The organism is Citrobacter sp. Awk 4 (genome assembly GCF_028069725.1).
GTDB lineage: Bacteria > Pseudomonadota > Gammaproteobacteria > Enterobacterales > Enterobacteriaceae > Citrobacter_D.
In genome coordinates, this window is the sequence record NZ_JANEWG010000009.1 from 1 (window position 1) to 17,251 (window position 17,251).

Genomic DNA, 17,251 nt, shown 5'->3' on the forward strand with positions numbered 1-17,251 from the left:
CGCTTACACAACTTTTTTGTTACCTGAAATTCGTAGTCTCCCCCACGCCTTCTGTGTTCCCGTTGCCAGCGTCAACGACACCACGCAAGCTTGCAGGATGCAGGTTATTGCCCATAATTTTGCATGGGCAGACGGGTGATGGGATAGCGCAATGTTACTTGAAGGCAAAATTGCTGTCATTTTCGGTGGTAGCGGCGCAATTGGCAGCGCGGTTGCGCATGTTATGGCACGTGAAGGGGCACAGGTGTACCTTGGCGCACGCCACCAGGTTCGTCTGGAGAGGGTGGCAGGCGAAATCTGCGCCGCAGGTGGAACAGCCGGGACATTTACCATTGACGTGCTCGACGAACAGTCCACCCTCACGCGTACGGCGCAACTGGCCCAACAGCTCGGCGGCATTGACATCGTGGTAAACGCAACCGGCTTTATTCACAATCAGGGAAAAGGAATTGCAGAATTATCTCTGGCCGAATTTATGCAGGGTATAAGCCCATTTCTTTCTGCACAATTCACGATATCCAAAGCGGTTATTCCCCACATGGGGGGTGAACGAGCAGGAACAATCCTCACGGTCGTCGCCCCCGCAGGCTCTATGGCGGTGCCGGGCCACTCCGGTCACATTGTCGGCTGCGCAGGTACAGAAGCGTTCACCAGAGCGCTGGCCAGTGAAGTCAGCCCCAGAAATATTCGCGCCATCTGCGTGCGTTGCCATGCGATTGCCGACGCGGTGCAGGCAGGCTCTTATACCCGCGAAGTGTTTATGCCAAAGGCGCAAGCGATGGGATTATCCGTAGAGGAGTGGGTAGCGGGCGCGGCGCACAGCACGATGCTCAAACGGCTGCCAACGCTTTCACAAGTGGCTGAGACAATGGCATTTCTCGCATCGGATCACGCAAGCGCCATGACCGCAACGGTAGTCAACATGACAGCAGGCGCAACGCTCGACGGATGAGGCAACAGAAGTCGCTTCAGCTCTCCCCGGCGATTCGCTTTACCATCATCAAAATGTCTTCTCGCGCGAGCGGCGTTGCGTCGGTCACGAAATGCAGAGTCATCCCTTCTAAGAATGCGTCCAGCGCGCGGGCGGTGACCGGATCAAACCACTGCTCCAGCGTGCGTTGACTGCGCTGCATCCAGTTCTGCATCACCTGTTTTAAGGCTGGCTTACGGCTGGCAAACGCATACAACTGGTACATCAGCTCCATGTTGTCCGGCGTTGTGACCTGCGAGCCGTAAATCATGTCGGTAATCGCATTGCAGGCGCCCTGCGCATCATTAACGTCATCAAAAAAGGCCTGGTATTGCTGCGACATGCTTTCGGTGAAACCGCTAAATGCCTCCATGAGCAGTTCATCGATGCCTGAAAAATAGTAGGTCATTGATCCCAGCGGCACCTCCGCAAGGGTGGCGATTTTGCGATGCGTCACGGCATGAAGACCATGCGTCACTATCGCTTCCAGCGTGGCCTGAACGATTTTTTCTCGCCGGTTTGGATCGTTAGCACGTCGCACACTATTTCCTCTTATTCCATTTATGTACAAATGTACACAAAGTTGTTAGTGTTGTCTCCTCTCTTCTCTTTTTTGGTTTGAATTCATGACCGCCAGTTCATCACGCAGAGCATTAAAACACCGAACCTGGGCTCTGTTTATGTTCTTCTTCCTACCGGGATTACTGATGGCGTCCTGGGCGACGCGTACCCCCGCCATCCGGGACATCCTTTCTGTCTCAACGGCGGAAATGGGGGCGGTACTGTTTGGGCTTTCGATTGGATCGATGAGCGGTATTCTGTGTTCAGCCTGGCTGGTGAAGCGATTTGGTACCCGTAATGTTATTCAGATAACCATGTCATGCGCGGTCGTCGGCATGGCTATTCTCAGCATTGCATTGGGGTTGACCTCCCCGCTGCTCTTTGCGCTGGGTTTAGGTATCTTTGGCGCCAGTTTCGGTTCCGCAGAAGTCGCTATCAACGTCGAAGGCGCTGCGGTTGAACGCGAAATGAACAAGACCGTCCTGCCGATGATGCATGGCTTTTATAGCCTGGGCACACTGGCGGGAGCCGGTGTGGGTATGATGTTGACCGCATTTGGCGTACCGGCCACAACACATATTTTGCTGGCTGCCATGATAGCCATTGCGCCTATTTTTATCGCCATTCGGGAAATACCCGACGGCACCGGTAAAAACGCCGCAGATGGCGCCCACTCTGCTGATAAAGGAGTGCCCTTTTACCGGGATTTCCAGCTGTTGCTCATTGGCGTCGTGGTGCTGGCAATGGCATTTGCGGAAGGGTCCGCCAACGACTGGTTACCATTGCTGATGGTGGACGGGCACGGATTTAGCCCAACGTCCGGCTCTCTGATATACGCCGGTTTCACGTTAGGCATGACCGTGGGGCGTTTCACCGGCGGCTGGTTTATTGACAGATATAGCCGCGTGGCGGTGGTGCGCGCCAGCGCGCTAATGGGGGCGATCGGCATCGGTCTCATTATCTTTGTTGATAGCGCCTGGGTGGCTGGGGTCTCTGTGGTTCTCTGGGGGCTTGGCGCCTCGCTCGGCTTCCCATTGACGATCTCTGCTGCCAGCGATACCGGTCCCGATGCCCCGACGCGTGTCAGCGTGGTCGCCACAACAGGTTATCTCGCCTTCCTCGTTGGACCGCCCTTGCTGGGATATCTCGGCGAACATTATGGATTGCGTAGCGCCATGCTGGTCGTTCTGGCATTGGTGCTGCTGGCGGCGCTGGTTGCAAAAGCGGTCGCTAAACCAGAAACAAAAACGCACACTGCGATGGAGAATGGTTAATGGGTATCAAATTAATTGCAGTAGATATGGATGGCACTTTTCTGAGCGACCAAAAAACCTATAACCGTGAGCGGTTTATGGCGCAGTATCAGCAGATGAAAGAGAAAGGGATCCGTTTTGTGGTCGCCAGCGGCAACCAGTATTACCAGCTCATCTCTTTCTTTCCTGACATCGCCCATGAAATCGCCTTCGTTGCGGAAAACGGCGGCTGGGTGGTGAGCGAGGGAAATGACGTGTTTAACGGTGAGTTACCTCGCGCTGATTTTCATGCCGTGGTTGACCATTTACTGACGCGCCCGGAGGTGGAAATCATTGCCTGCGGTAAAAACAGTGCGTACACCCTGAAGCAGTACGACGATGCCTTAAAAGAGATGGCGGAGATGTACTACCATCGTCTCGAATTCGTCGATAACTTTAGCAATATCAACGATATTTTCTTTAAGTTCGGTCTTAACATTTCCGACGAGCGAATTCCTGAACTGCAGGCCGAACTTCACGAGGCCATCGGCGATATCATGGTGCCAGTGCATACCGGTTACGGCAGTATCGATTTGATAATCCCTGGCGTACATAAAGCCAACGGTTTGCGTTTGCTTCAACAACGTTGGGGTATCAACGATGATGAAGTCGCCGTCTTCGGCGATGGCGGTAACGATATCGAAATGCTGCGCCAGGCCGGTTTTAGCTTCGCAATGGAGAATGCCAGAGAGGCCGTCGTCTTTGCCGCTAAGTACCGCGCTGGCTCAAACAACGAAGAAGGCGTGCTCGACGTTATTGAAAAGATACTCCGAAACGAAGCACCGTTCTCGCACTGATCGGCAAGCTCCCTGCTTTGTATGACCGAAGTTTCCTAACCACCAGCCTGCCGGATCCCCCCGACAGGCTGCTGATTATCCTTCTCGTGAAGCGCCTGGCTGTTTATCTTTCAGGAAGATAAACATCAGGAGCAGCCAGAAAATCCCGTTTGCCAGATTAAACAGACTAAACAGACCGTTTCCACCGCCCAGATAAGCATATTTACTCACCTCGATACCGACGGTAAAAATCAGCATTTGCAACATGCCCATCGCGGCAGACACCGTGCCTTTGCTCATGTCGCTGGCAAACAGGGTCAAACGCACCAACCCCGCGTTTGCCACGCCAATACCAAAGGCATAGATACTGAGGCCTGCTGTCATCCACAGATACGCGTGGGATGAGACGACCGTCGCCGCAGCAGCGAGGAGCAGCCCCAGCATAATCGGCCAGCCGCCCATGATAATTAATGAACGTACCGTCCGCCGTGCCGTCAGACGTGCCAGCACCAGATTCCCGGCAATCAGCGCGCCAAAAATAGGGACCTGTAACAGACCATATTCATAACTGCTGAGCTGCTCGCCGCTAATGATGATAATGGGGGACTGCGCAATCCATGCCAGCAGAGGCAGACTGACAAACCCCAGCGCCAGTGCGCCAGCAACAAAGCGCACGTTCTTTAGCACCAGCTTGTAATCCCGCCACAGCTCTTTCAGCGATAACTTTTCGCCTATTCGGGTTGCCGTTTCCGGCATTGCGCGCTGTAAACCGACAAAGGCGAATGCCGCCAGTGCGGCAAACAGAACGAACATACCTTCCCACGGCAGCACATGCACCCACGCGGCCCCGACGAGCGGCCCCAGCAAGGGCGCAATCAGCGCCACGTTAGCCATCAGCGCGGTAATTTTAATGCACACCGCCTCTTCAAAAGATTCCTGAATCGCGGCATATCCCACAGCGCCGATAAAACACAGGCTTATCCCCTGCAAGAAGCGCAGAAAGGTAAATTGCTCAATGTTTTGCGCCAATAGCGTGGCAAGGCACGTGACGATGAACCACACCACGCCTGCGAGCATCACCGGGCGACGGCCAATACGATCCGACAGTGGCCCTAACAGCCACTGCAAAAACATGCCGCCCGCAAGGTAGGCAGTCATTGATGTCGGCACCCAGTCAATTCCGGCCTGGTATTGTTCCACTACCGCCAGCATTCCGGGCTGGATCATATCGTTAGCGATATAGGTGGAGAATTCGTAGAGCACCAGACAGAGAGGGAAAAGCAATGCCTGACGACCCAGTCGGGTGCCAGAAGATAAACGGTTTTGCATGCAATCTCTTCACAAATGAAAAATCGCGCAAAGTGTAATGAAAGCGCGTCTGCGGATATAGCAAATTATGTCTGTTGGCAGCAAATAGCGCACATTTTTACAGAATGTCTGTTTAGCGTCTGTTTCCTTTAAGGTTAATTTAAGTTGCTGCCGCTATGATGCTGTCGAATCCCTGCTAATTTCCCTGAGATTTCTCATTTAAGACAATACCGCTTTACGGTTTTTAGCAGGACTTTTATTCTCAGCCAGGCACGGGTCATTTACATGGCTGTCCTTTAATTCATCTCATTGCGCTAAGTCTGAATGTTATGCTGGAAAATATTAATACTTCGCTGTTCTCTTTCATCAACGCCACCCCTGATTCCGCGCAGTGGATAATTGATCTCGCCATTTTCATTGCCAAAGATATGATCACTGTTGTGCCGCTGCTGGTGATGATCCTCTGGCTGTGGGGTCCGCGAAACCAGGTCTGCGCCCAACGCCAGTTAATCATAAAGATGGCGATCGCACTGATCGTCAGTCTGGCCGTCTCCTGGATTATGGGGCATCTGTTCCCTCACGACCGTCCGTTTGTCGACCATGTTGGCTATAACTTCCTGCATCACGCCGCCGATGACTCGTTTCCCAGCGATCACGGCACGGTGATTTTCACCGTTGCGCTGGCATTTTTGTTCTGGCACCGGATCTGGTCAGGCGCCATTTTGATGGTGCTGGCAGTGACAATCGCCTGGTCGCGCGTTTACCTCGGCGTACACTGGCCGCTGGACATGGTCGGCGGTTTACTGGTGGCGATGATCGGATGTCTGAGCGCACAGATGGTTTGGCAAAAATATGGCGCGTCGCTCTATCGCACCCTGCAAACGTGCTATCGCATTTGCTTTGCGCTTCCCATCCGAAAAGGCTGGGTGCGTGACTAATCTGCTAAAAAAAGAGTAGTATTAATCGCCCTGCACCGTGCAGGGTGATGATTTTACTCTCCAGGGGAACTATGGAAACACGACGCGACGAGCGTATTGGTCAATTGCTGCAAGCCTTAAAGCGCAGCGATAAATTACACCTAAAAGAAGCCGCGACCCTTCTGGGCGTATCTGAGATGACCATCCGTCGCGATCTGAACAATAAGAGCGCGCCCGTCGTATTACTGGGCGGCTATATTGTTCTGGAACCCCGTAGCGCCAGTCACTATTTACTCAGCGATCAGAAATCCCGTCTGGTCGAAGAAAAACGACGTGCGGCACAGCTGGCGGCAAGCCTGATACAACCGCACCAGACGCTGTTTTTCGACTGTGGCACCACCACGCCGTGGATCATTGAAGCCATTGATAATGAACTCCCCTTCACCGCCGTTTGCTATTCGCTGAATACCTTTCTGGCGTTGCAGGAAAAACCGTTGTGTCGCGCGATCCTGTGTGGCGGAGAATTCCACGCCAGCAATGCCATTTTTAAGCCGCTCAATTTTCAGGAAACCCTGAACAACCTGTGCCCGGATATCGCCTTCTATTCTGCCGCGGGCGTGCATATCAGCAAAGGCGTAACCTGTTTTAATCTGGAAGAATTACCGGTGAAACAGTGGGCGATGTCGATGGCGCAATACCATGTTCTGGTCGTGGATCACAGCAAATTTGGCAAAGTGCGACCCGCGCGAATGGGTGAATTAACCTGCTTTAATTCCATTATCAGCGACTGCCGTCCGGATGATGAACTGGTCGATTACGCAAAAGCGCAGCGCATTAAACTCATGTATTGAGAGAGTCTGTACCGGGTGGCGGCGCAAACGCCGCCCTCCGGCATCACGGGATTAGGCGAACCAGCTACCAAACCATTGATGGAATTTCATCATCACAAAATCCCACATCCGGCTAAAGAATCCCCCCTCTTCCACCGCTTCCATCACCATTAACGGGCGCTGCTCAATGGATTTCCCGTTAAGCTGAAAGTCGATGGTGCCCACAACCTGACCTTTCTTCAGCGGTGCCGTTAACTGCGGCTCCGTCAGGGTAAAGCTCGCTTTCAGATTTTTAAGCTGCCCACGCGGGATCGTCACCGAGCCGCCTTCACCCGCCCCCAGGTTCACTTCGCTCTTATCGCCAAACCAGACACGCTGGGTGACAAACGTAGCATCCGGTTTGATTGGCGTCACCGTTTCAAAAAAGCGGAAGCCCCAGGTCAGTAATTTCTCCGATTCGTTAAAGCGAATACGGTCAGTTTTCGTCCCCAACACCACGGAGATCAGGCGCATATCGCCCTGCGTTGCGGAAGCAACCAAATTGTACCCAGCCCCTGCCGTTGTCCCGGTTTTCATGCCGTCGACATTCAGATTCGTACTCCACAACAGGCGGTTACGGTTTGGCTGGCGGATTTTGTTAAACGTAAACTCTTTTTCTTTATGAATGGCGTACTCTTCAGGCACATCGTGGATCAAGGCTTTTCCCAGCAGTGCCATATCTCTGGCGGTACTGAACTGCCCTGGCGCATCCAGACCATGCACCGTCTGGAAGGTCGTATTGGTCAGGCCAAGTTTTTGCGCATAACCGTTCATTAACCCAATAAATGATTCCTGGCTGCCGGCAACATAATCGGCGAGAGCAATACAGGCATCATTACCTGACTGAATGATAATGCCTTTGTTAAGGTCGGAAACCGCCACCTGATCGCCAGGTTTAAGGAACATCACCGATGAGCCGCGCAGTGCCGGGTTTCCCGTAGCCCAGGCATCTTTCCCCACTGTCACCATATCCGTCAGCTTGATTTTTCCGGCCTTCAGCGCCTGCCCGACCACATAGCTGGTCATAATTTTAGTCAGACTGGCAGGGTCGAGTTTCTCATCCGCATTCCCTTCCGCCAGCACTTTTCCGCTGGCGTAATCCATCAGGATCCATGCCCGCGCATCAACGCTCGGCGGCGCGGTCGTCTGTTCGGCCGCCTGTAAAGTTGGAGCAAAAAGGAATAATAGTGCTGAGCCCGCAGCAAGGCTGCGAAGAGAAAAGGAGTATTGCTTCATAAATGCCACCCGAGTATCCATTCCAAAAAAAATCACGTCACATCACCGTGTTACAAGTTTGGTGAGTAATAACGCACTAACGAGCTTAAATAAACCGTAACCAGGTAAAGTTTTTAAAGTTTATGCAATAACGCCCCGCTACGCTGCATTCCACACGATTTTTTTGCAGGCTGTTGCGTAAATATTAGCTTTATTTCACCATGTACCGGGTCAGATGCCGATCGCAGCCCTAAGGCTGCCCAATCAAATTAAGGGGTTACTATGATTACGCTGTGGGGCAGGAACAACTCGACTAACGTAAAAAAAGTGCTATGGACGCTTGAAGAGCTGGAATTACCCTTTCAACACATTCTCGCCGGAGGTCAATTTGGCCTCAATCATGACGCTGAATATCTGGCGATGAATCCCAACGGTCTGGTGCCATTACTGCGTGATGATGAAGCCGGTCTTGTGCTGTGGGAATCCAATACCATTGTGCGTTATCTGGCTGCGCAATATGGGCTAAACCGGTTGTGGGTAGACTCTCCGGCACGCCGCGCGGAAGGTGAAAAATGGATGGATTGGGCAAACCAGACGTTGAGTCCGGTGCACCGCGTTATCCTGTTTGGGTTAGTCAGAACGCCAGTGGAACAACGTGATACGGCAGCCATCGACGCCAGCGCCAAAGTCTGCGATGGTCTGTTTGGCATGCTTGACGACGCGCTGGCAAGGCATCGCTGGTTCTCCGGCAACGAATTCGGCATTGCCGATATCGCCGTCGCGCCATTCATCTATAACCTGTTCAATGTCGGCCTGACCTGGACTGCGCGCCCGAACCTTGAGCGCTGGTATCAGCAACTCAGCGAACGTCCGGCATTCCGTAAAATCGTGATGATCCCGGTCAGCTAAGCTGCATCTGTCTACGGGTTAGTCTGTGAGCCGCAGGCTAACCCGGCGTCTGAGGGCATTACACGCTACGATCGCGGACTCACTCTGAGTAATTCCCCGTCGGACTCATCGGTTAATACATATAAAAAGCCGTCTGGCCCAATGCGAACATCGCGGATGCGTTGTCTGCGCTCCCCCAGGATACGCCCGTCTTCCGTTACCGTATTCCCGTTGACCGTCATGACAATCACATTCTGCTCTTTTAACGCCCCAATGAAGAGTTTTTGCTGCCACTGCGGGAACCGGTCGCTGTTATAAAAAGCCATTCCGCTGACTGCGGGTGAGTGCTTCCAGTAAAAAATCGGCTGCTCTGTCCCCGCCACAATCTCCCCTTTCGCTTCCGGGATTTTAAAACCGCTGTAGTTGATTCCCCAGGTTGCCAGCGGCCAGCCGTAGTTTTTGCCCTTTTCCGGAATATTAATTTCGTCCCCGCCACGGGGACCATGTTCATTCAGCCAGAGCGTATCGCTCCACGGGTTCATTGCCATCCCCTGCGGATTACGAATGCCGTACGCCCAGATCTCAGGGCGCGCCCCATCTTTGCTGACAAACGGGTTATCTGGCGGGATTTTTCCCTGATCGGTCAGACGTACCACTTTGCCCTGCAATTTATCCAGATCCTGTGCGGTAGGACGCTGATTATTTTCCCCTAAGCCAATAAACAGATGCCCTTTGCCATCAAACACCAGGCGTCCACCAAAATGGTTTCCGGTAGAGAGTTTGGGCATTTGGCGAAACACGGTCTGGAAGTTCTCAAGACGTTTCAGATCTTCGCTGAGTCGCCCATACCCCACCGCCGTGCCCGCATTATCGTTCAGATCGCTTTCCGAAAAACTGAGCCAGACGCGGCGTGACTGTGCAAAATCCGGCGCCAGCACCACATCCAGCAATCCCCCCTGCCCATGCGCCCACACTTTTGGGACTCCCGTCAGCGGATCGGAAAGCCCTTTTCCGGCTTGCCAGTGCCGCAGTTGCCCCCCTTTAAGGGTAATCAGCATGCCGCGATTGTCGGGTAAAAAGGCCAGCGACCAGGGGTGATCAAGTTTGGTTTGCAGTACTTCGACTCTGACTGCGGATGGTTCGGCATTGGCAAGAGTGGAGAACAGCAATAATGGGAATAACACGCGATGAGATCGACGCATAACGCCTCCTGTATGGCTCTGCGTTAAAGCGTAGTCAGTGAGAAGGCATGCAGAATTATTTTTACAAAAACGGATGATAAGGGGGAGTTGCCTCCCCCCAGCTTAGACCTGTGCCAGCATGGAATGCGTTTTCAGGCACTGGATGCTGAGCGTCAAATTCGTCAGACAGTTTTCAAGTTTCTCTGCGTTGACGGAAATGAAAGTCGGACAATCATGATGTCCGCTCATAAGACAGACAGCAGCGGCAGCTAATGCACCTTCAGCAAGATGCAACGCCTGCCATTCTTTACTATCCAGATGAAGTTTCTGCAGTCGTGATTTATCGTGCAATTCGCGATTCAGTTCAAAAAAGTTATCACGCAGACGATCACTTTCGCTGACTGACATGTAGCCTTTCGCTTTCCTCAACTGTAGATACGCGGCGAGATCAATTCGCGCGTTGACCAGCTTGTTAAGTAGAGCGGTTCTCAGTCTGCCAACGACCATACCTTGTTCCTCCTCTTTCCAGTCATAGTGCAACTTAATAGTATGGTCATTTTTTGAACGCGATGATGCTTAAGATCAATAATTCACCATAAATTAACAAAATTTACATTGTATCTATAACCTTCATCTTGCCTGCGCGTAATGCCCGGTGAGATTGCGATACAATTTTTGCCCAGATCTCTGTAGAATCCCTGCCCTGACCATTCCAATAACTGAACAATTTTTAAGCTATGAGCAAAGTAACCCACCAGCCGAAAATCGGCTTCGTTTCCCTTGGCTGCCCGAAAAACCTCGTCGATTCGGAGCGAATCCTGACTGAACTGCGTACCGAAGGCTATGACGTGGTGCCAAGCTACGACGACGCCGATATGGTTATCGTCAATACCTGCGGCTTTATCGACAGCGCCGTGCAAGAATCACTGGAAGCGATTGGTGAAGCGCTGAACGAAAACGGCAAGGTGATTGTCACTGGCTGTCTGGGTGCGAAAGAAGATCAGATCCGCGAAGTACACCCGAAAGTACTGGAGATCACCGGACCTCATAGCTACGAGCAAGTGCTGGAACATGTTCACCACTATGTGCCCAAACCAAAACACAATCCGTTCCTGAGCCTTGTACCGGAACAGGGCGTCAAATTGACCCCGCGTCATTATGCTTATCTGAAAATTTCTGAAGGCTGCAACCATCGCTGCACGTTCTGCATCATTCCGTCTATGCGTGGCGATCTGGTAAGCCGCCCGATTGGCGAGGTGCTGAGCGAAGCGAAGCGTCTGGTCGATGCGGGCGTCAAAGAAATTTTGGTTATCTCCCAGGACACCTCCGCATACGGTGTAGATGTGAAGCACCGCACCGGTTTCCACAACGGCGCGCCGGTCAAAACCAGCATGGTTGATCTGTGTGAAGAGCTTTCAAAACTGGGGATCTGGACGCGTCTGCACTATGTCTACCCATACCCACACGTGGATGACGTTATCCCGCTGATGGCGGAAGGCAAAATCCTGCCTTACCTCGATATCCCGCTGCAGCACGCCAGTCCACGTATTCTCAAACTGATGAAGCGCCCGGGATCTGTGGACCGCCAGCTTGCACGCATCAAACAGTGGCGTGAGATCTGCCCGGAGCTGACCCTGCGTTCAACCTTTATCGTTGGCTTCCCTGGCGAAACGGAAGAAGACTTCCAGATGCTGCTCGACTTCCTGAAAGAAGCACGTCTGGACAGGGTGGGTTGCTTTAAATACAGCCCGGTTGAAGGTGCTGGTGCCAACGAACTGCCGGATCAGGTGCCGGAAGAGGTAAAAGAAGAGCGCTGGAACCGCTTTATGCAGCTGCAACAGCAAATTTCTGCTGAACGCTTGCAGGAAAAAGTGGGCCGCGAAATTATGGTCATCGTGGATGAAGTCGACGAAGAAGGCGCAATTGGCCGCAGCATGGCCGATGCCCCGGAAATCGACGGCGCGGTCTACCTGAACGGTGAAACAAACGTGAAACCAGGCGATATCGTGCGCGTGAAAGTAGAGAACGCCGACGAATACGATCTGTGGGGTAGCCGCGTTTAACTCTTTGCGCCGCCTTTAGTGCGGCGTGTATTGAGGATAAGCGGGTTCACCGTTCCCGGGAAAAGCCAGGTTTTTATGCCTGGCTTTTTCATACAGGGATGAAAAAGCCCGCACAGAGCAGGCTTCAGTCGTAAAGCAAGTACTATGTAATCACTGTTTGTCAGACAGAACCAGACCTAACTGATGTGACATGTGTAGCTCATTTCGCTCCACAATTTCTTCAACGACCTTCCCTTCATTGTTAAAGCGAAAGTACGTCAGGCTTGTCCAGGTCACATCCTTGCCCTCTACGTTAAACCCTTTCCAGGTGTTTGAACCTCTGGCTACATGTGTTAGCGCTACGACGACCTGGTCGCCATCAACAATCTCTTTCTGAAACGTCGTCACAATACTGTCGTACAGATCCGTGACATTTTCGCGTAGTCCCTTTTTAAAGACTTCCAGACCGACTAAAGGAGCAGGACAATCCGGGCGGTGGATCACCACATCTTCTGAGAAAAACTCACTGACACGCTCCACATCTTTCCCATCAACACAGTATTTAAAATACGCTTTCACTACTTCGATATTCGTCATCATTAACCTCCGTTATTTTAAGTAGCTATGGCAGGGAAACACGCTACGGCAGAATGTCTGGCAAAGGCAATTAATGAATGTTATTGAATATAAAACAAACTGCTTACCCCAGAATTATGCCCTTAAATCGCCACACCTTAGGCCGATATCTCAAAGACAATGATCGAGATAATTAGCTCGTCCGCTTCTCGCGGTGAGTTCAACGGGTCGATGCAACGCTATCCTTAATCAAGGGGGTCGTTGCCATGAAACGAAGAACCCGGAATAATTACACGCCAGAACAGAAAGTGATTATCTGGGACAGATATAAGCAACGCGCTTCGTGACAACATCGTCGTCGAACGGGTTCAGCACTGAGGATTCCGACATGACCACTTTTCATCAACTGACTGCCACCAGCCTGCGTGGCCAGATCATCTCTATGGCCGACTACGCGGGTAAACTGGTTCTGGTGGTGAATACCGCCAGCCATTGTGGCTTCACGCCACAATACGCGGGTCTTGAAGCGCTCTACAAGAAGTACGCTGACCAGGGGTTGGTCGTGCTTGGTTTCCCCTGCAACCAGTTCGGTAAACAGGAACCCGGTGGCGCCGACGAAATCGCTCAGACCTGTCACATCAACTACGGTGTGAGCTTCCCGATGTTCGAGAAAGTGGAGGTCAACGGCGTCGCTGCGCACCCGGTGTTTCGTTACCTGAAAGAAGAATTGCCCGGTGTGCTGGGTGGGCGGATCAAGTGGAACTTCACTAAGTTCCTGATCGGACGCGACGGCAAACCGATCAAGCGTTTTGCCCCGTTCACCACCCCGGAGAAAATGGAAGCCGCAATCCTTGCTGCGCTTAAAATTTAAGATTTCCGCAGCGGCCTCTATTGCTGAATATCATTGTATTCGGTTAATGCCTGGCCCCTGCCATATGCCGCCCCTCTATTTTCAACTGCTTGCGCCACACCCGATTATGTAACGTCAGGGCTATTGACCGGTAAAAAACTGACGAATTCATCCACATGACATTCAGACAGAAGAATGTCATCCCTAAAACAGAGGTTATCTGCGGGGTGTAATTATTAACAGCGACGAATAAGAATGAAAACCAGGCAGAGATAAAATAAACAATGGCTATGACTCCTGTCAGAGCAATAACGACAAGGTGTAATTTATATCCAGCCAAAGAACCGCGCGCAGTCAGTAACATAGTGGTCATAATAACCACACAATAAACGGCAGCCGCAAAGAAAACGCCCATCAACACTTTATATTCAGGGAGTCCTAACCAGCGAAACAGCAGCATACCGACAGAAACCTGTGACATGGCATAGCAAAAAATGGCAAGTATCATACTGATGGCTAAAGGAATGCCTGTCATATGAATTCCAACAGGCACGCCAAACCGGTTTTTTAACCGCTCCTTTAACAACTCCAGGCGTTGCGGATCGTTTACCATCATGTTCTTTGTAATGACAGTACTTAATGCAAGGCTCTTTTTAATATATTTCATCATTGCCGGATCAATAAATTCCTGTAATTGAGAACGACTGAATTATACCAAAAATATACTTTCCTGATTGCGCAACATTCTGAGGATTCCTGATGGTACCTGAGACGGCACTACCGACAAATGCAGAGGAGCTTGCAACAGCATTCATCAACTCACGTTGTAAAAGTAACTGCAATGCTTCCTGAACCGCCACAGATAATCCAGACTCTATTAATCCATTCCTACATCAAGTAGAACGCCCGTTTTCCCTCATAAAAGCCTATTCCTGGACTGCTGGCAGTTTAGTGCCTGACTCAAGAGTGCAAATTGTCAGCATGAACTGAAATCCGCGCTACACTCAAACGTTGAAATAAAATCCCGGCTATCTGACACGGAAAGGCATGAGATATGCCTGCTCATGATTTATCTAAAATAGACACGGCAAAAGTGACGCTTTCAGTTGATGAAGAGGGCCATCGTGTAATTGAAAATTGTCCTGCCAGCGATGTAGAGTTTGCTTTCTATCAATGCGTAGCCAATTCATTCGATAAGGTGAAGATTACCTCTTCGCGACAATTACCTGCCGACCTAAGCAGCAGAAATGAAGTCCCTTACTCAGTTGAGAGGGAGACCGTTGCTAATGATGACGCATTATCAATATTGGTACGCTTACATCGCTATTCCCCGACCCATGATAGATTTATCGTCCTCTCACAAGGTCAGAATCAGCGCTTGAATTAATATGGGGAGTTGACCAGAAAATGATTACTGTACGAAAGGCCCATCTGGATGATGCAGCATTATTAAGTCAAATGGGTTATTCCAGCTACACTCACCACTTTGCCCACCTGTGGCATGAGCACAATGAATTGCAGGATTTTCTCTTTCAGGAGTACTCTCTGCCCGCATTACAGGCGGAACTACAAAGTAATGTCAGTTGCTGGTTTATTGCAGAAGATACTGATCCGGTCGGATTCGCCAAAGTGTCCTGGCACTGCCCCGTGGATGAAAACGGCCCGGCAGGTACACTGCTGCATAAACTCTATTTGCTACCTGGTGAAACCGGTAAGGGCTACGGTGAGGCCCTGTTTGCGGAAATAGTGCGTATGGCGCAATGCCGTGGTGAAACGTTTTTCTGGCTGGAAGTTTTAGATGCTAACCCGCAGGCGTACCGCTTTTATAGCCGCCAGGGGTTAACACCTATCAAAGAGACGATTTTCAGCACCCCCTCTCAGCAAAGCACTTTGCATATACTGGGTAAACGCATTTAAGGAAATGACCTGTCGTTATCCGACAGACACGCCTACCCCTTAATCTTCGGATCCAACGCGTCGCGCAGGCCATCACCCAGCAGGTTAAACGCCAGCACCGTCAGGAAGATCGCCACGGCAGGGAAAATCGCCACGTGCGGCGCAATCACCATATCTGCCCGCGCTTCATTGAGCATTGCCCCCCATTCCGGCGTTGGCGGCTGCGCGCCCAGCCCGAGAAAAGACAAACTGGCCGCCGAGATAATCGAGGTGCCGATACGCATGGTAAAAAAGACCACAATCGACGAGACCGTTCCCGGCAGAATATGGTTGAAAAGAATAGTGGCATCACTGGCACCAATGCTGCGCGCCGACTCAATAAACGTTTGCTGTTTTAACACCAGGGTATTCGCCCGCACCAGACGGGCGAACGCAGGAATGGAGAAGATAGCCACAGCGATAATCACATTGGCAATGCCGCTGCCCAGCACCGCTACCACCGCAATCGCCAGCAGGATGCCCGGAAAAGCGAACAGCACATCGCAGATACGCATGATTATTCGGTCCCACCAGCCTTCATAGTAGCCCGCCAGTAAACCAAAGACCGTGCCTATCGCCGCGCCAATAAACACCGCAAAAACCCCTGCCGCCAGGGAGATTTGCGCCCCAACCAGCACGCGGCTGAAAATATCTCTGCCAAGCGAATCGACGCCAAACCAGTGCAGCATGGAAGGACCATCATTAAGGCGGTCGTAATCGAAGTAATTTTCCGCATCAAACGGCGTTAACCCACGGGCAAAGATTGCCACCAGGATCAGCAACAGCACGAAAATACCGGCGATCATGGCCAGATGCTGACGACGAAAGCGCCGCCAGAACTCATGCCACGGGGTGCGTACCCGATCCGGTTTCACCAGAGGCATGGCATTTAAAATCGCCTGACGGCGCCAGTTGAACAATCGCATCCTTACTTGTACCTGATAGCCGGATTAATGGCGGCGTAGAGAACATCCACCACTAAATTGATAAGAATAAATTCCAGAGAAAACAGCAGGATCTCAGCCTGAATCACCGGATAGTCGCGCATTTCCACCGAGTCCACCAGCAGGCGGCCAAGCCCCGGCCAGTTAAACACTTTCTCGACAACAATGGAGCCGCCGAGCAAAAAGCCAAACTGTAGCCCCATCATGGTGACGACCGGGATCATGGCGTTACGCAGACCGTGTTTTAACACAACCCAGGTTTCGCTCACCCCCTTCGCCCGGGCGGTACGCATGTAATCTTCACTGAGCACATCGACAAACGACGCGCGAGTGAAGCGAGCCATCACCGAGGCCACCGCAGCGCCCAGCGTGACAGACGGCAAAATATAGTGCAGCCAGGTGTCTGCGCCGACCGTTGGCAGCCAGCCCAATTTGACGGAAAAAATCTGTATTAGCAGCATACCAAGCGCAAACGCCGGAAAAGAGATCCCCATGACCGCCAACGTCATGCTCACTCGATCTGGCCAACGGTTACGCCAGACAGCAGCAATGATCCCGGCCGTCATCCCAAACATGACAGCCCAAACCATACTGGTGACAGTCAGCCAAAACGTCGGCATAAAGCGGCTGGCAATCTCTTCTGAGACCGGGCGGCGGGAAACCATCGACGTTCCAAAGTCACCCTGGATAACGTGGGTGATGTAATGCCAGAACTGAACATGCAGCGGTTGATCAAGACCAAGCTGCTGGCGCACCAGTTCAATCACCTGCGCATCGGCCTCCGGTCCGGCGATTAGCCGTGCCGGATCGCCGGGTAACAGATGGACAAATAAAAACACCAGCACTGCAACAATCAACAGGGTTGGAATTAACCCCAGCAGACGCTTGAGAACATAACTAAACATCAGACTCCCTGCGTCTGCCCCT

General features: G+C 51.8%; 19 protein-coding genes. 10 read left to right on the plus strand and 9 right to left on the minus strand.

Going from position 1 to position 17,251, the window contains the following annotated elements; genetic code table 11:
• Positions 1-151 precede the first annotated feature (151 nt).
• Positions 152-952: an SDR family NAD(P)-dependent oxidoreductase gene (locus NNO04_RS05350; RefSeq protein WP_271443796.1), complete on the plus strand. Its 801-nt coding sequence runs from the start codon at positions 152-154 to the stop codon at positions 950-952.
• Positions 953-968: 16 nt separating this feature from the next.
• Here NNO04_RS05350 and NNO04_RS05355 read toward each other — a convergent pair whose 3' ends face one another.
• Positions 969-1,511, minus strand: coding sequence for a TetR/AcrR family transcriptional regulator (locus NNO04_RS05355; RefSeq protein ID WP_271443797.1), 543 nt, complete (start codon positions 1,509-1,511; stop codon positions 969-971).
• An 85-nt stretch (positions 1,512-1,596) separates the two neighbouring features.
• On the opposite strand from NNO04_RS05355, the gene NNO04_RS05360 reads away from it, so the two are divergent.
• On the plus strand, positions 1,597-2,805 hold the full coding sequence (locus NNO04_RS05360; RefSeq protein ID WP_271443798.1) for an MFS transporter: 1,209 nt from the start codon (positions 1,597-1,599) through the stop codon (positions 2,803-2,805).
• Entirely contained in the window at positions 2,805-3,620 is an 816-nt protein-coding gene (locus tag NNO04_RS05365; RefSeq protein ID WP_271443799.1) for a Cof-type HAD-IIB family hydrolase, read from the plus strand. Before NNO04_RS05360 ends, NNO04_RS05365 begins: the two co-directional genes overlap by 1 nt.
• Before the next feature lie 75 nt (positions 3,621-3,695).
• On the opposite strand, the gene NNO04_RS05370 is transcribed toward NNO04_RS05365, so the two are convergent.
• Positions 3,696-4,928: an MFS transporter gene (locus tag NNO04_RS05370; protein WP_271443800.1), complete on the minus strand. Its 1,233-nt coding sequence runs from the start codon at positions 4,926-4,928 to the stop codon at positions 3,696-3,698.
• A gap of 308 nt (positions 4,929-5,236) precedes the next feature.
• Here NNO04_RS05370 and ybjG point away from each other — a divergent pair, with 308 nt between their 5' ends.
• Together ybjG and deoR are read left to right on the plus strand one after the other, a co-directional pair.
• Positions 5,237-5,845, plus strand: coding sequence for an undecaprenyl-diphosphate phosphatase (gene ybjG / locus NNO04_RS05375; RefSeq protein WP_271443801.1), 609 nt, complete (start codon positions 5,237-5,239; stop codon positions 5,843-5,845).
• A 71-nt stretch (positions 5,846-5,916) separates the two neighbouring features.
• Positions 5,917-6,675 carry a DNA-binding transcriptional repressor DeoR gene (deoR, locus tag NNO04_RS05380; RefSeq protein WP_271443802.1) on the plus strand — a complete coding sequence of 253 codons (759 nt, stop codon included), beginning with the start codon at positions 5,917-5,919 and terminating at the stop codon, positions 6,673-6,675.
• Positions 6,676-6,726: 51 nt separating this feature from the next.
• Here deoR and dacC read toward each other — a convergent pair whose 3' ends face one another.
• Entirely contained in the window at positions 6,727-7,929 is a 1,203-nt protein-coding gene (gene dacC / locus NNO04_RS05385; protein WP_271443803.1) for a serine-type D-Ala-D-Ala carboxypeptidase, read from the minus strand.
• 261 nt (positions 7,930-8,190) lie between these two features.
• Between dacC and NNO04_RS05390 the strand changes: the two genes are divergently transcribed.
• A complete protein-coding gene (locus NNO04_RS05390) occupies positions 8,191-8,817 on the plus strand; it encodes a glutathione S-transferase family protein (RefSeq protein ID WP_271443804.1) in 627 nt (208 codons plus the stop codon).
• A gap of 65 nt (positions 8,818-8,882) precedes the next feature.
• On the opposite strand, the gene NNO04_RS05395 is transcribed toward NNO04_RS05390, so the two are convergent.
• Positions 8,883-9,998, minus strand: coding sequence for a PQQ-dependent sugar dehydrogenase (locus NNO04_RS05395; RefSeq protein WP_271443805.1), 1,116 nt, complete (start codon positions 9,996-9,998; stop codon positions 8,883-8,885).
• A 102-nt stretch (positions 9,999-10,100) separates the two neighbouring features.
• Positions 10,101-10,484, minus strand: a complete 384-nt coding sequence (gene bssR, locus NNO04_RS05400; RefSeq protein WP_271443806.1) for a biofilm formation regulator BssR — start codon at positions 10,482-10,484, stop codon at positions 10,101-10,103.
• Positions 10,485-10,714: 230 nt separating this feature from the next.
• Here bssR and rimO point away from each other — a divergent pair, with 230 nt between their 5' ends.
• Positions 10,715-12,040 (plus strand): 30S ribosomal protein S12 methylthiotransferase RimO, encoded by a 1,326-nt coding sequence (rimO, locus tag NNO04_RS05405; RefSeq protein ID WP_271443807.1) that lies wholly within the window; start codon positions 10,715-10,717, stop codon positions 12,038-12,040.
• Positions 12,041-12,190: 150 nt separating this feature from the next.
• Here rimO and NNO04_RS05410 read toward each other — a convergent pair whose 3' ends face one another.
• Complete coding sequence (locus NNO04_RS05410) at positions 12,191-12,619, minus strand: ester cyclase (protein ID WP_271443808.1); 429 nt, start codon at positions 12,617-12,619, stop codon at positions 12,191-12,193.
• 364 nt (positions 12,620-12,983) lie between these two features.
• Between NNO04_RS05410 and NNO04_RS05415 the strand changes: the two genes are divergently transcribed.
• Positions 12,984-13,466 carry a glutathione peroxidase gene (locus NNO04_RS05415; protein ID WP_271443809.1) on the plus strand — a complete coding sequence of 161 codons (483 nt, stop codon included), beginning with the start codon at positions 12,984-12,986 and terminating at the stop codon, positions 13,464-13,466.
• A gap of 43 nt (positions 13,467-13,509) precedes the next feature.
• Here NNO04_RS05415 and NNO04_RS05420 read toward each other — a convergent pair whose 3' ends face one another.
• Complete coding sequence (locus tag NNO04_RS05420; RefSeq protein WP_271443810.1) at positions 13,510-14,115, minus strand: hypothetical protein; 606 nt, start codon at positions 14,113-14,115, stop codon at positions 13,510-13,512.
• A 384-nt stretch (positions 14,116-14,499) separates the two neighbouring features.
• Here NNO04_RS05420 and NNO04_RS05425 point away from each other — a divergent pair, with 384 nt between their 5' ends.
• The gene (locus NNO04_RS05425) at positions 14,500-14,832 is read left to right on the plus strand and encodes a hypothetical protein (RefSeq protein WP_271443811.1); all 333 of its coding nucleotides are present in this window, start codon (positions 14,500-14,502) and stop codon (positions 14,830-14,832) included.
• A 20-nt stretch (positions 14,833-14,852) separates the two neighbouring features.
• Positions 14,853-15,362, plus strand: coding sequence for a GNAT family N-acetyltransferase (locus tag NNO04_RS05430; RefSeq protein WP_271443812.1), 510 nt, complete (start codon positions 14,853-14,855; stop codon positions 15,360-15,362).
• Between the two features lie 32 nt (positions 15,363-15,394).
• Here the strand turns inward: NNO04_RS05430 and gsiD are convergent, their stop codons facing one another.
• A complete protein-coding gene (gsiD, locus tag NNO04_RS05435) occupies positions 15,395-16,306 on the minus strand; it encodes a glutathione ABC transporter permease GsiD (RefSeq protein ID WP_271443813.1) in 912 nt (303 codons plus the stop codon).
• Positions 16,307-16,308: 2 nt separating this feature from the next.
• Complete coding sequence (gene gsiC / locus NNO04_RS05440; RefSeq protein ID WP_271443814.1) at positions 16,309-17,229, minus strand: glutathione ABC transporter permease GsiC; 921 nt, start codon at positions 17,227-17,229, stop codon at positions 16,309-16,311.
• Positions 17,230-17,251 lie beyond the last annotated feature (22 nt).